Here is a 13,807-nt window from a genome sequence, read left to right on the forward strand (position 1 = left end):
CGGTAGCGCGCGTTTTCATCAACGAGTTCGGCAGATGCGCGCAGCGAACGGTCGATCGGCTCGTGTCCGGGTAGCATGGCGATGCGCTGCGTCAATCTTCTTCGCGCACGAAACATCCTGTTGCGAAAAGATTTCCGGAAAGGGCCGCTTTGCGATCGTCCCGACGTACGTTTGGCTGCGATCGGGCTCGTCCGGTCAAGCGTCGGCGTCGGTGATCGCGGGGAGCGACAGGACAAACCGCGCACCGCTCTGGTGGGCGACGTCGAGCCACACGTCGCCGCCGAGGCTTCGCGCGATGCCACGCGCGATGGCGAGGCCGAGCCCAGCGCCGGGGCGGTCGTCGCCGCGATCCCTCGTGCCCCGGTAAAACGGCTCGAAGATGTGGGGCTCGTCCTCCTTCGCGACGCCGGGGCCGCGGTCGATCACGGCGATCTCGACGGAGGCGTCGCGGCGCGTGATCGTGGTGAGGACCGGTGACTCCGCGGGGCCATGCGCGACGGCGTTGTCGACGAGGTTTCGAAGCGCGCGGATGATCTCGCCCCGATCCCCGCGGACGAGCAGGGGCCCATTCGTGCTCGTGGTCTCCGGCGCCTGTTCGAGCGAGACGCGCCGCGCCTCGGCCGGGCCGCGCGCCAGGCGGAGCGCGTCGGCGACGATGTCTCCGACGGCCATGACGTCGGAGCCCTGCGAGTGCGGCGCCTGCACGCGCGCGAGCGCGAGGAGGTCCTCGGAGAGGCGCGAGAGGGCCTCGACGTCGACGAGCGCTTCCTCGATCGTGCGCTGGTAGCCGGCTGCGTCGCGGGGCCTGCGCAGCGCGAGTTGGAGCTCGCCGCGCAGCGTGGAGAGCGGCGAGCGGAGCTCGTGGGCCGCGTGCGAGACGAAGAGGCGTTGCGCGGCGACGAGCGCGCCGAGGTGCTCGATCATGTGGTCGAGATCCGCCGCGAGCGCGCGCGTCTCGGCGCTGCCGTGGGCGCCGCCGCCGACACGCGCCTCGAGGTTGCCGCGCTCGACCTCGCGCGCCACGCGCGCGATCGCGTGGACGTCGCCCGCGAGGCGGCCGCCGAGCCAGCGGGAGAAGAGCGCGGTCGCGACGGTCGCCGAGAGGAACAGCACGCCGAGGGTGCGGTGCAGAAAGCTAGCGTCATCGTCGACGGTCCGGCGCGAGGCAGCGTAGAGCAGTGCGGCGCCCCCGTTTCCGACGGGCACGGTGACGCCGCGGAGGGCCTTGCCGTTCACATCGAGATCGACCGGCACACCCTCCGTGGGCAACGCAGTCGAAGCCCCGAGGCTTTCGAAGCTCGGCACCTCGCTGGCGAAGTTCATCGTCGCCGAGAGGAGCGCGCCGCGCTCGTCGTAGACCGCGATGTAACGCTGGGTCGGGCGAAGGCTCTCGGGCACTTCGGCGACCCCGTCGAGCACCGCGGGCCGACCCGGGTTTTTCGCGTCCGCGATCTGCGCGAGCGCGTGCGCCTGCGCTGCGAGGGCGAGGTCGAGATCGCGCGTCTCGTCGCGGCGCACGAGGACGTAGACCGTGAGGAACGAGGTGAGCAGCGTCGCGGCGCTGACGACCGTGACGGCGAGGCTCAAGCGGTTCTTGAGCTTCATGGTCCGCTCGGGGAGAGGCGGTAGCCGATCCCGCGCACCGTCTCGATGAGGGCGGCGCTCGGGCCGAGTTTTTCGCGGATGTTCTTCACGTGCACCTCGACCACGTTCGAGCCGGGATCGAAGCTCGTCTCCCACACCTTCGCGAGCAGCTCCGTGCGCGGAACGACGCGGCCCGCCTCGCGCGCGAGGTAAGCGACGAGCGCGAACTCGCGCGGCGTGAGATCGATGCGGCGCCCGTCCACCGTGGCGCGGCGATCGGCGCGATCGACGACGAGCGGCCCCACGCGGAGGACGGTGTCGACGAAGGACGCGCGACGCCCACGCGCGCGGACCCGCGCGAGCAGCTCGCCGAGATCGAAGGGTTTGGCGAGGTAGTCGTCGGCGCCGGCGTCGAGGCCGGCGATACGCTCGGGGACCTCGGCGCGCGCCGTGAGCATGAGGATCGGCACCTGGCAGCCCCTCTGCCTTACGGTGCGGCACACCGAGAGCCCGTCCATCTCGGGGAGCATCCAGTCGAGGATTACGAGATCGTAGGAGAGCGCCTGGATTTGCTGGATCGCAGTGGCGCCGTCGGCGACCACGTCGACGGCGTAGCCCTCCTCGCTGAGCGCCCGCGACAAGAAGCTCGCGAGCTTCTTGTTGTCCTCCACGACGAGGATTTTCATCAGGGTTCGAGCTTAGCGTGACGCCGACCGAGCGCCGTTCGCGCGCGGACCGTGGTCCCCCTCGAACGCGCGTTTTTCCAGCGGCGGCGTGGAAGCGCAGATGAAGACTTCTTCATGCACGCTTCATCTTCCGTCGCAAGCGCACGAGGAGGCTGAAGGAATCTTCATCCGCCGTTCATGCTCGCCTGTGCGCAGGGCCTTAGACGGTACCCCGATGAGCATGGCCCACCGGAAACCCTGGCCCTGCGCGGCGCTCGCCCTCGCCGTGAGCTTGTCGTTCGCCTTCGCCGCGGGCGCCGCGAGCGCGCCGCACGACGCCGCACTCCGCCCGAGCGCCGAGCTCGATCTCGGCGCGCTGGAGGCGCTCGTGCGCGCTCGTGCGCGAGGCGTGGAGACTGCTTCGCTCGAAGTGGATCTGGCCGCGGCCGAGGTGAAGAAGTCCCATACCTTGCCGAACCCCACGCTCGAAGCGAGCTGGGGGACGATCCCGATCGGACCGACGAACCCGCCGGGACTCTCGTCGCCGATGACGCAGGTGCCGAACTACGGCGTCTCGCTCGCTTACACGTTCCCGCTCGGCAAGCGCGGTCCGCTGCAGGATCGGGCGCGTGCGCTCGAACGCGCGGCGCGGGCCGGGCTCTCCGCGGACGTGCGCGCGCGGGCGCTCTCGCTCGCGCGGACGCTCGGCGTCCTCGCGGCCACGACGATGCGGCTCGAAGGCCTGCGGCGCATGGCGGACGAGGGACGCAAGCAGGCCGAGCTCGGCGAGGCGCGCCTCGCGGCCGACTTCGCGTCGGGGCTCGAAGTCGAGCGGCTCAAGATCGAGGCGAGCCGCCTGGAGCAGAACGTCCGATCGGCCGAGAGCGAGGTGAGCACGGCGCTCGCCGACTGCACGGCGACGCTCGGCGCGCCCTGCGAGCCGTTCGCGGACGCGGGCGCGGCACGAACGTTCCTCGCGCGCTGGATCGAGCGTGTGGGCGTCGCTGGGCGCATCGAGGACAGGCCCGACGTGCGCGCGCTTGCGGCGTACGGCGAGGCCGCGTCCGCGGAGGCGCGATGGGCGAAGGCGCAGGCGATCCCCGATCCCACGGTGCGTTTCGGCTACCTGCGGGATCAGTTCGTCATCTCGGGCAACCATGTGAACAGCCTGAACTTGAGCGTGAGCATCCCGCTCCCGATCTTCGATCACGGACAGGCCGAGCTCGCGGCCGCGGAGGCGAAGCGCACACGCGCCTCGGCCGAGCGGCAGAAGACCCTGGAGACGAGCCGCTCGCGGCTGCCCGTGCTCGAGCAGCGGCTCGCCGCGCAGAAGAAGCGCCAGCGCTCGTTGTCGGAGGAGATCCTGCCGCGCGCCGAGGGGACGCTGAAGGAGCTCGCGCGCGCGGCGGAGGGCCGCCTCTTGCCGCTCACCGACGTGATTCAGGCCCGGCGCACGGTGAGCGAGCTCGTCGTGGCCGAGGCCGAGAGCTTCGCCGAAGCCTTCGACGCGGCGCTCGAGATCGCCGCCGAGCTTGGAAGGACGAACGAGGACCCCCGATGAACCGAACGCACGAAAGCCCCCGACGACGAACCCTCTCCGCTCTCGCGCTCGTGCTGCTCTGCGGGGCAGGCGCCGCGTGCCAGAGGAGCCCGCAGGACAAGGCGCGACCGCCGTTCGCGGCCGCTGACGATGTCGTGGCGCTCGACCCGTCCGCGCCGGGCCCGATGAAGTTTGCGACCACCGAGGCCACCGCGGGGGAGCCCTTGCCGTTGCCGCCGGTGACGGCGCGTGTCTCCACGGTGGAGAGCCTGACGGCGCCGAGCTTCGCGCCGCTCGCCGGGCGCGTGGTCAGCGTCAACGTGCGGCTCGGCGATCGCGTGGCTGAGGGGGATCGGTTGATCGAAGTGCGTACCGCGGATCTGCCGACGCTCCAGCACGAGCGGCGCGCCGCCGAGCTCGCGATCAAGACGCGCAAGGCCGTCGTCGAGCGGATCGAGAAGCTCGTCGAGGCGCGCGCTGCGTCGCAGAACGAGCTCACGGTGGCGCAGAGCGAGCTCGACGAGGCAAGGCTTGCGGCGCAGGCGGCGGCGGAGAAGATCCGCAGCCTCTCGATCAAGACTGCCGGCGCCACGTCGTACTGGGTGCTCGCGAACCGGGCCGGCACCGTGGTGCAGCTCGACGCGACGCCCGGCAAGCAGGTTGGGCCGGACGGGGACAAACCCATCGCCACGGTAGCCGATCTCGGAGACGTCCTGGTCCTCGCGGACGTCGCGCAGCGAGATGCTCCCGCGCTCACGCCCGGGCGTACGGCCGAGATCCGCTTCCCCGACGGCGCGGCGGCCGGGGTCTCCGGCACGATCGAGTCCGTGTCGGACGTGGTCGATCCGGAACGGCAAACCGTGCCCGTGCGCGTGCGCGTGAAGAACGATCGGAAGTTGCTCCGGCCAAACGCCTTCGTGAGCGTGCTCTTCATGCCGCCCGGCGAGGCGACGGTCGTCGGGGTCCCGGCCTCGGCGATCGTGAGCGACGGGGCGCGATCGGTCGTGTTCGTCGAGACCACCTCCGGCACGTACCAGCGGCGCCGCGTGGAGGTGGGCCGCCAATCGAAGGAGCGCGCGGAGGTGCTCTCCGGCGTGCGTGCCGGCGAGCGTGTGGTGAGCAGCGGCGCGCTTCTCTTGCTCAACGCGCTCGACGTCGAGGGGTGAAGCCGTGTTCGAGAACATCGTGGCCGCGGCGCTCCGCCACCGCGGCGCCGTCCTGCTCGTCACCTTGATCGTGGCTGTGTTCGGGACCTGGGCGTTCACGGGCGTCACCATCGAGGCGTTCCCCGATCCGACCGACACCCAGGTCAACGTCATCACGCTCTACGCCGGGCAACCCGCGGAGGAGATGGAGCGCCAGATCTCGGTCCCCATCGAGCGCGCCGTCAACGGCACGCCGGGGCTCGTGCGGGTCCGCGCGATCAACCTCTTCGGTTTGTCGTTCGTGACCCTCACGTTCGGCGACGGCGTCGATCCCATCTTCGCGCGCGCGCAGACGACGGAGCGACTCCGCAACGCCGAGCTGCCCGAGGGCGTGCGGCCCGAGCTCGGCTCGCTCTCCACGCCGATCGGCGAGATATACCGGTACACGCTCTCGTCGGAGAAGCGCGATCCCCTCGAACTGCGCACGCTGCAGGACTGGGTCGTGCGCCCGCGTCTGCTTCGCGTGCAGGGCGTGGCCGACGTCGTGAGCTACGGCGGCCTCGTGCGTGAGATCCAGGTCCACCCGGATCCTGGGGCCATGGCGGCCAAGGGCGTCGGGATGAGCGAGCTCGTGCGCGCGCTCGAGGACTCGTCGGAGAACGCGTCGGGCGGCATCGTCGAGCGGGGCGCCGAGGCGCTGGTCATCCGCAGCGAAGGCTTGTTCACCGGCGCGGCGGACATCGGCCGGATCGCGGTGACGACCCGCGGCGGCACGCCGATCTACCTCTCGGACCTCGCCAGCGTGCAGGAGGGGTGGACCCCGCGGCAGGGTATCGTGGGGCGCGCGGACGATCCGGACGTGGTCGAGGGCATCATCCTCATGCGGCGCGGCGAGAACCCGAGCGAGGTGCTCTCCGCGGTGCGGGCCAAGATCGACGAGCTGAACGGCAAGGTCCTGCCGCGCGGCGTGAAGATCTGGACCTTCTACGACCGCACGGAGCTCGTCTCGAAGACCCTGGAGACCGTCGCGCGGAACCTCGCCGAGGGCGCCGTGCTCGTCGTGCTCGTGCTCTTCGTGGTGCTGCTCGACTTGCGCGCGGCGCTGATCGTGGCGTCCGTGATCCCGATGTCGCTGCTTTCGGCCTTCATCTACCTGAAGGCGCGGGGCATGAGCGCGAACCTCATCTCGATGGGCGCGGTGGACTTCGGGATCATCGTCGACGGCGCGGTCGTGATCGTGGAGTCGATCGTGCACCGCATGTCGCACCACGGGCCCTCCGAGCCGCCCACGGGCGCGCGGGAGCGCATCGAGCGGGCTGTCGGAGACGTGGTTCGTCCGACCGTGTTCTCGCTCCTGATCATCATCGCCGCGTACCTGCCGATCTTCCTCTTGCAGCGCGTCGAGGGCCGGATCTTCGCGCCGCTCGCGCACACGGTGGTCGCGGCACTCGTGGGCAGCCTGCTCTTCTCGATCACGCTCGTGCCCGTGCTGGCGACGTTCGCCTACCGGAAGCCGAGGCCGCACCGCGAGTCGCCCGTGCTGCGCTTGGCGTCGCGGCTCTACGTGCCCGCGCTGCGCGCATCCTTGCGGCGCCCGCTCGCGGTCCTGCTCCTCGCGACGGCCTCGCTCGGCGCGAGCGGGGTCCTGCTCGCCCGACGCGGCAGCGAGTTCTTGCCCGAGCTCAACGAAGGCGCGCTCTACCTGACGTTTACGTTGCCCTCCAACGTTTCGCTCAGCGAGGGGCGCAGGCTCGCGCCGATCATCGCCCGGATCGTCGACGCGTTTCCCGAGGTCGAGGCGCGCGTCAGCCAGCTCGGCCGCCCCGAGGACGGCACCGATCCGACGATGTCGAACAACCTCGAGATGTTCGTGAAGCTCAAGCCCGCGACGGAGTGGGGGCCGGATGCGCCCACGCTCGGAGCCCTCATCGCCAAGATGCAGACGTCGCTCTCGGTCATCCCTGGGCTCGAGGTGAACTTCTCCCAGCCCATCCGCGACAACGTGAACGAGAACATCTCGGGTCAGTTCGGGCAGGTGGCGCTCAAGATCTACGGCGACGACATGCCCAAGCTCCAGGAGGCCGCGGAGAACGCGAAACGCGCGCTCGCCGACGTGCCGGGCATCGCCGATCTCGGCATCGTGAAGAGCGGCGAGGTACCTCAGGTCCGCATCCGGCCGAGCCGCGAGGCGCTCGGGCGATACGGTTTGTCGATGGAGGAGGTGCAGGGCTTCGTGTCCACGGCGCTCGGCGGGCGCGCGGTCGGTAAGCTGTGGGAGGGCGATCGATCCTTCGACGTGGTGCTCCGCTTCCCGGAGTCCTCGCGGGACTCGCTGGAGCAGATCGAGAACCTGCGCGTGCCGACGTCCTCGGGCGCGCTCGTGCCCCTCTCGTCGCTCGGCGAGATCGGCGTCGATTACGGGCGCGCCTCGATCAACCGCGAGAACGGGCAGCGGTACATCGGCGTGCGCATGAACGTGCGCGGGCGTGATCTCGGGACGTTCGTGGACGACGCGCGCAAGGCAGTGGAGGCGAAGGTGCCGCTCGACAGCGGCATGAGCGTCGAATGGGGCGGGGAGTTCGAGTCGAAGGAGCGCGCGATGCGCAGGCTCGCGCTCGTCCTGCCCCTGGCGCTCCTGGTCACGCTGGGGCTCTTGTTCAACGCGTTCCGGTCGATGCCGCTCGCGATCCTCGTGCTCCTCAACGTGCCGTTCGCGCTCGTGGGCGGGGCCGTCGCGTTGTGGGCCTTCGACATGCCGGTCTCGATCGCGGCGGCCGTCGGGTTCATCGCGCTCGTGGGGCAGGCCTCGCTGAACGGCGTGCTCGTGCTCTCGGCGATCGTCGAGCGCAGGGCGCAGGGGCTCGGCCTCGACGAGGCGGTGATGGAGGGCGCGAAGGAGCGCCTGCGGGCGGTCTTGATGACGGCGGCGCTCGCGGCGCTGGGGCTCTTGCCGGCGGCCGTGTCGAAGGCGATGGGCGCGGAGACGCAGCGGCCGATCGCGGTCGTCATCGTGGGCGGCACCGTGTCGGCCGCGCTCCTCTCGCTCGTGGTCCTGCCCGTGATGTACCGGCTCGCGGTTGAGCTCTCCGACCGGGCGCGCCGCGCCTTCGCCATGCGCGCGGCGACCGCGCAGGCCTCCGGCGACGCCGAATGACCGACACCATACGCGCGCCCTCACGCCTCGACGGCCTCCCCGCCGATCACGCGCAAAAAACCATGGCCATGCGCGGCGACGCGCCCTTTTCCCATGCCGCGGACGCCGAGGAGCTCCTCGGCCGAGGCGGGCCGCAGCATCGCCATCTCCACGAGGGCGCGGTTTGGCGCGACCACATACGCGGGGACGCCGAGCGAAAGCGCGCGCGCCCGCCGGTAGCGGCGCAGCGCTTCGAGGAGCTCCGCAGGCACGCCCGCAGGCGCGGCGATGGGCCGTGGCTTCGAAGGCGCGGGTCCGTCCTTGGGCGCCTTCGGCGGCGCCTCGGGTATGTCTTCGAAGCGCGGCGGATCGCGCACGGTGTCGGGAGGGGCCGCCTCGACGCAGACGTCGCAGCGCCCGCAACCACCGTCGATCACGCGTGGATCGTCGCCGAAGTGCCGGAGCAGGATCCGATGGCGGCACGTCTTGCCGTCGATGTACCGCACGAGCTCTGCGAGGCGCCCGAGCGCGCGTGCCGCCTCCGCGCGGGTCGTGGGCGCGCCGTCGGGGCCGAGGCGACAGAGCCGGCGCCGGAGCGCGAGATCCTTCGGCGTCACGAGGAGCAGTCCGCGTGCGTCGAGCCCGTCGCGCCCCGCGCGACCGACCTCCTGGTAGTAGGCCTCCAGCGAGCCGGGGGTCTCCGCGTGCACGACGATCCGTACGTCGGGACGATCCACGCCCATGCCGAACGCGTTCGTCGCGACGAGCACGCGCGTCTCGCGGGCCGCGAACGCCGCGGAGATCCGCGCGCGCTCCGGCGCGGCCGTCCCTCCGTGGTAGACGGGCGCGTCCCATCCGTCCTCGCGCAGCGCCGCGGCGAGGGCCTCGGCCGACTTGCGCGTCGCCGTGTACACGATGCCCGCGCCCGGCCCGGCGAGCGCCTCGGCGAGCGCGCGCCGCACCTCCGCGAGCACCTCGCGCGGCGCCCGCGCCCGCGCGACGCGGAGCGTGAGGTTCGGTCGGAAAAACCCCCGCAGCACGGTGACGACCTTCCGCGGATCCCAGCCGAGCCGCCGCATGATCTCCCCGCGCGCGGCCCGCGTCGCCGTGGCCGTGCACGCGATCATGCGCGTCGGTCCGCGCGCGGCGAGGGCCTCGCCGATGCGCAGGTAATCGGGCCGAAAGTCGTGGCCCCACTGCACGATGCAATGTGCCTCGTCGATCGCCACGAGCGACGTGCCCGCCGCGGCGAGCGCCGCCCCAAGCCCCGCATGCCCGAGCCGCTCGGGCGCCGCGTACACGAGCTTGAAGGCGCCCCGGCGCAGCGCGGCGAGGCGGCGCCCGTTTTCCTCGGCCGAAAGGGTCGAGGCGAAAAACGTCGCCGGGATCCCGCGCGCTGCGAGGCCGCGGACCTGATCCTCCATGAGCGCGACGAGCGGCGAGACCACGAGCGCCGTGCCGGGGAGCGCGAGCGCGGGGAGCTGGTAACAGAGCGATTTGCCGCCTCCGGTCGGCGCGACGAGCAGCACACGGCCGCCTTCGCCATGGGCGAGGAGCGCGTCGATCGCCTCGCGCTGGAAGGGTCGGAGTTCCGCGAAGCCGAAGTGGGCCGCGCACAGGGCATCGAGATCGGGCAGGGGTGGTTTGGCGTTCACGAGCGCCATCCCCAAGCGAACGCCGTGCCGCGCGAGACTCTCTTGGTTTGCGCCGGGTTCGTCGGGAGAACCGTTCGCCGCGGGGTGGCGCCGCCATGGCGGACCCTGGCGGCCGCCATCTGCTCTACACTCCGCGCGATGTCGTTCGCCGGTTCCGACGAGCTGCTCTCCGCCTCCGCCCAGAAGCTCGCGTCCCTCGTGCGCGACGGTGCCCTCTCGCCCGTCGATCTCGTCGACCTCTACATCGCGCGCATCGAAGCGGAAAACCCTGCCCTGAATGCGGTCGTCGCCGATCGGTTCGAGCACGCGCGGCGCGAGGCGAGAGACGCCGCGGACAAACTCGCCACGAGGACCCTGGGCGAGCCGTTGCCGCCGCTCTTTGGGGTTCCTTGCACGGTGAAAGAGGGCATCGCCGTCGAGGGCATGCCGCACACCGCGGGCGTCTTCGCGCGCAAGCACCTGCGCGCCGCCGAGGATGCCCGCGTCGTGCGCCGCGTGCGCGAGGCCGGTGCCATCGTCCTCGGCGTGACGAACATGCCCGAGGGCGGCCTCTGGCTCGAGACCGACAACCGCATCTACGGCCGCACGAACAACCCCTGGGACCTCGCGCGCATCCCCGGCGGATCGAGCGGCGGTGAGGCCGCGATCCTCGCGGCCGGCGCGTCGCCGTTCGGCATCGGCTCCGACATCGCCGGCTCGATCCGCATCCCCGCCGCGATGTGCGGCGTGTTCGGCCACAAGCCCACGGGCGGCCTCGTCTCGAACCAGGGCTACTGGCCCGACGTGCCCGGCGCGCTCGACACGTTCCTCTGCACGGGCCCCATGACCCGCCGCGCCGAGGACCTCTGGCCGCTGCTCGGGCTCATGGCCGAGCGAGATCTCGAAGGGGATCCGGGCGCGATCGATCTGCGCGGCGTCACCGTGTACCCGCTCGAAACGACGGGCGCGGCGCGCATCCGCCCGAGCAAGCGGCAAGCCGTGCGACGCGCGGCAGCGGCGCTCGAAGCCCGCGGCGCGCGGATCGCCGAGCTCCGCACGCGGGGCCTTTCGAAGGCGCTCTTCATCTGGACCGCGATGATGGAGGAAGAGGCCGGCGCGCTGACGTACGGCGAGGTGCTCGGCAACGGCCGCCCGATCCGCATCGCGCGCGAGCTCCTCCGCGCGCCGTTTCCCTCGGCGCCGCACACGGTGCAGGCGCTGATCGTCGCCGGCGTCGAGGCGCTCCTGAAGAGCGTGCCCGCGCCGATCGCCACCTGGTCCTCCGCGGGCAAACGGCTGCGCGAAGAGCTCGAAGCCGAGCTCGGCCCGCGTGGCGTCCTCCTGCATCCGACGTACACGCGCTCGGCGCCGCGCCACTGGGAGCCGCTGCTCACGCCCCTCGACTTCGTTTGCACGGCCCTCTTCAACGTGCTCGCGTTCCCCGTCACGCAGGTGCCCGCGGGCTTCGACGACCTCGGTTTGCCTCTCGGCGTGCAGGTCGCAGCAAGGCGCAACGAAGACGCCCTCACCATCGCCGTCGCGCGCGCCCTCGAAGAAGACCTCGGCGGCTGGACGAAGGCGCGCCGAAAGACGCGGCCGCCGCGCCGCGCTACGATCGCGCCGTGACGAATCCGCGTTTCCTCTACCTGCACGGCTTCGCGTCCGGTCCCCGCTCCAAGAAGGGCGTCGCCGTCGCCGAGCACTACGGCGGCCGCGGCGTCGACATCGACCGCCTCGATCTGCGTTTGCCCTCGTTCGAGCACCTGCGCGTCTCCGCGATGATCACGGAGGTTCGTCGGCGGATCGGCGGCGATCGGGATCGCGCCGTCCTCTTCGGGTCGAGCCTCGGCGGCCTCGTCGCGAGCCGCGTGGCCGAGATCGACGCGCGTGTCGCGGCCCTCGTGCTCCTCGCGCCCGCCTTCGACCTCTCGCGACGCTGGCGCGCGCGCCTCGGCGAAGAGGGCATGGCGCGCTGGGCCGAGACCGGCTTCCTGGAGGTCGACGATCTCACGACGGGTGAAAAGGCCCGTGTCGATTACGGGTTTTTCCAGGACCTCGAAGCCGTGGATGGCAACGACGGTGCGCTCCCCGATGTGCGTGTCCCGACGCTCGTTCTTCACGGCACGCGTGACGACGTCGTCTCGATCGATCGCTCACGCGACTTCGCGGAAGGACGCCGCCACGTCACGCTCCACGAGCTCGACGACGGCCATGAGCTCGTCGCGTCGCTCCCTTGGATCCTCTCCGCATCGGAGTCCTTCCTCGCGGCATTCCTCGGCTCGGCCGCTCGCTCCTGAGTTGCCGCTTCTTCAATCATCCATCATGCTTGACCTTCCTTGCCCGCGAGGGCGATCATCACCGCGCGCGGCGTACGCTGTGTCGCGGGGACCTTCATCCAACCAACGCGTGCGGTCAGCGAGGCACGCGGCGAGCTCGTCGACGTGATGCACGTTCGCGCCATGGAGCCATGAACGACGGTCGCCTTTCGGATGCGGCGCTCAGCGTCTTCCCCGAGCCGATCGCCATCGTCGACCGAGCCCTTCGGGTCCAGAAGGCCAACACGGCCTGGACCACGACGTTCGTTGATTCCCCGCTCGCCGAGCCCTCCCTCGCCGCCGCTCTCGCGAAGGTCCTCTCGGGTGAAACCACGCGCGCCGAGGTCACGCTCGAGACCCGCTCTGCGGAGCACACCGTGACGATCGTGCCCGTGCCCGATGGCGACACGCGCGCCGCTCTCGTGCACGCGCGCCCCGTGCCCGTACGCGAGCCTGCGCCTCGATCGAGGGACGAGCGGCTCCCCGCGACACTCCTGCGCCGCGTCCTCGATCGGTTGCCCGTGACGGTCTCGCTCATCGACGCCGAGGGCCGGAGCGTGTTCTCCAACGAGACGCGCGCCCGCTTGCTCGGCGCCGCTGCCACGGAGGAGCGCGAGAGCGGCACGCGCGCGCTCTTGATCGATCCGGCCGACGCCGACTTCGTGCGCGAGGTCGAGGCGCGTGTCCTCGCCACGGGCACCGAAGAGATCATCACGAGCGACGTGCCCACCGCGCTCGGCACGCGCTCGATGTTCTTCCACCTCGTCCCCGTCGAGGGGGAGGGCGAGGGCGAGCGGCTCGTCCTCTGCGTGGGGCAAGACGTCACCGAGCAGCTCCGCGCCGAGCGGGATCTGCGCGAGCAACAAGACTTCATCCGTCAGGTCATCGACTGCGATCCGAACCTGATCTTCGTGAAGGACGACTGCGGCACCTTCCTGCTCGCGAACAAGGCCTTCGCCGACATCTTCGGCAAGACGGCCGAGGAGATCGTCGGCCAGCACGAGCGCGCCCTGAACGAACACGCGCGGGCCGACGGCTTTTTGAGCATCGACCAGCAGGTCTTCGCCACGCTGGAGGAGCGCACGGTCGAGGAGGAGATCCTCTGGCACACGGGGGAGCTGCGCTGGTACCAGACGACGAAGCGCCCCCTCGTCCGGCCGAGCGGCGAGGTGCATGTGCTCGGCTGCTCCGTCGACATCACCACGCGCCTGGAGACCCACCGCAAGCTCGAAGAGGCGGCCACCGAGGTCGAGCGTCGCGCCGTCGAGGCCTTCCGGCAGGCCGAGGCCAAGGCCGCGCTCGTCGAGGAGCTCGATCAGAAGCTCGGCATCATCGAGACCCAGCACCAGGAGATATTGACGCTCTCCGCCCCGCTGCTCGAAGTGGCCGAGGGCGTGCTCGCGGTGCCCATCGTCGGCGCGATGACCCAGACCCGCGCCGAGGAGATCATGCACCGCCTGCTCGCTGCCATCGTCGAGCGGCAGGTCGCGAACGTCGTCCTCGACCTCACGGGCCTCGAGACGATCGAGACGCACACGGCCGATCACCTGATGAGCATCGTGCGCGCCATCCGCCTGCTCGGCGCTGACGCGGCCATCAGCGGCATCCGCCCCGCCGTCGCGCAGACCATCGTCGAGCTCGGCATCGACCTCTCCGGCTTCGTCACGAAACGCACCTTGCGCTCGGCGATCTTCTCGCGCGAGGTGGCCCGCAGCGCGGCCCTGGCCCGTCGACGCTGATACACGATTGACGCCTTCTGACCCTTCCGATGTTCTCCCCGGGGGAGCTTCG

At 71.1% G+C, this 13,807-nt stretch carries 9 protein-coding genes; 6 read left to right on the plus strand and 3 right to left on the minus strand.

Annotated features, from left to right (window positions below):
• Positions 1–195 precede the first annotated feature (195 nt).
• Positions 196–1,605: a sensor histidine kinase gene (locus E8A74_RS17085; protein ID WP_136930084.1), complete on the minus strand. Its 1,410-nt coding sequence runs from the start codon at positions 1,603–1,605 to the stop codon at positions 196–198.
• Complete coding sequence (locus tag E8A74_RS17090; RefSeq protein ID WP_136930085.1) at positions 1,602–2,270, minus strand: response regulator transcription factor; 669 nt, start codon at positions 2,268–2,270, stop codon at positions 1,602–1,604. The genes E8A74_RS17085 and E8A74_RS17090 overlap by 4 nt, the downstream gene beginning before the upstream one ends.
• Positions 2,271–2,490: 220 nt before the next feature.
• Here E8A74_RS17090 and E8A74_RS17095 point away from each other — a divergent pair, with 220 nt between their 5' ends.
• The 3 genes from E8A74_RS17095 to E8A74_RS17105 are packed head-to-tail and all read left to right on the plus strand — an operon-like array spanning position 2,491 to position 8,088.
• Positions 2,491–3,810, plus strand: coding sequence for a TolC family protein (locus E8A74_RS17095; RefSeq protein WP_170229184.1), 1,320 nt, complete (start codon positions 2,491–2,493; stop codon positions 3,808–3,810).
• A complete protein-coding gene (locus tag E8A74_RS17100; RefSeq protein ID WP_136930087.1) occupies positions 3,807–4,955 on the plus strand; it encodes an efflux RND transporter periplasmic adaptor subunit in 1,149 nt (382 codons plus the stop codon). Before E8A74_RS17095 ends, E8A74_RS17100 begins: the two co-directional genes overlap by 4 nt.
• Positions 4,956–4,959: 4 nt before the next feature.
• Positions 4,960–8,088 carry an efflux RND transporter permease subunit gene (locus E8A74_RS17105; protein ID WP_136930088.1) on the plus strand — a complete coding sequence of 1,043 codons (3,129 nt, stop codon included), beginning with the start codon at positions 4,960–4,962 and terminating at the stop codon, positions 8,086–8,088.
• Between the two features lie 20 nt (positions 8,089–8,108).
• Here the strand turns inward: E8A74_RS17105 and E8A74_RS17110 are convergent, their stop codons facing one another.
• On the minus strand, positions 8,109–9,722 hold the full coding sequence (locus E8A74_RS17110; RefSeq protein WP_232379606.1) for a RecQ family ATP-dependent DNA helicase: 1,614 nt from the start codon (positions 9,720–9,722) through the stop codon (positions 8,109–8,111).
• 138 nt (positions 9,723–9,860) lie between these two features.
• Here E8A74_RS17110 and E8A74_RS17115 point away from each other — a divergent pair, with 138 nt between their 5' ends.
• The 3 genes from E8A74_RS17115 to E8A74_RS17125 all read left to right on the plus strand — a co-directional run bounded on the left by E8A74_RS17115 (position 9,861) and on the right by E8A74_RS17125 (position 13,755).
• Entirely contained in the window at positions 9,861–11,327 is a 1,467-nt protein-coding gene (locus tag E8A74_RS17115) for an amidase (protein WP_232379607.1), read from the plus strand.
• Positions 11,324–11,998 carry a YqiA/YcfP family alpha/beta fold hydrolase gene (locus E8A74_RS17120; RefSeq protein WP_136930090.1) on the plus strand — a complete coding sequence of 225 codons (675 nt, stop codon included), beginning with the start codon at positions 11,324–11,326 and terminating at the stop codon, positions 11,996–11,998. The genes E8A74_RS17115 and E8A74_RS17120 overlap by 4 nt, the downstream gene beginning before the upstream one ends.
• Before the next feature lie 170 nt (positions 11,999–12,168).
• Positions 12,169–13,755 (plus strand): PAS domain-containing protein, encoded by a 1,587-nt coding sequence (locus E8A74_RS17125; RefSeq protein WP_136930091.1) that lies wholly within the window; start codon positions 12,169–12,171, stop codon positions 13,753–13,755.
• Positions 13,756–13,807 lie beyond the last annotated feature (52 nt).

The sequence above is a fragment of the Polyangium fumosum genome (assembly GCF_005144585.1).
In the GTDB taxonomy this organism is placed as follows: Bacteria; Myxococcota_A; Polyangia; order Polyangiales; family Polyangiaceae; genus Polyangium; species Polyangium fumosum.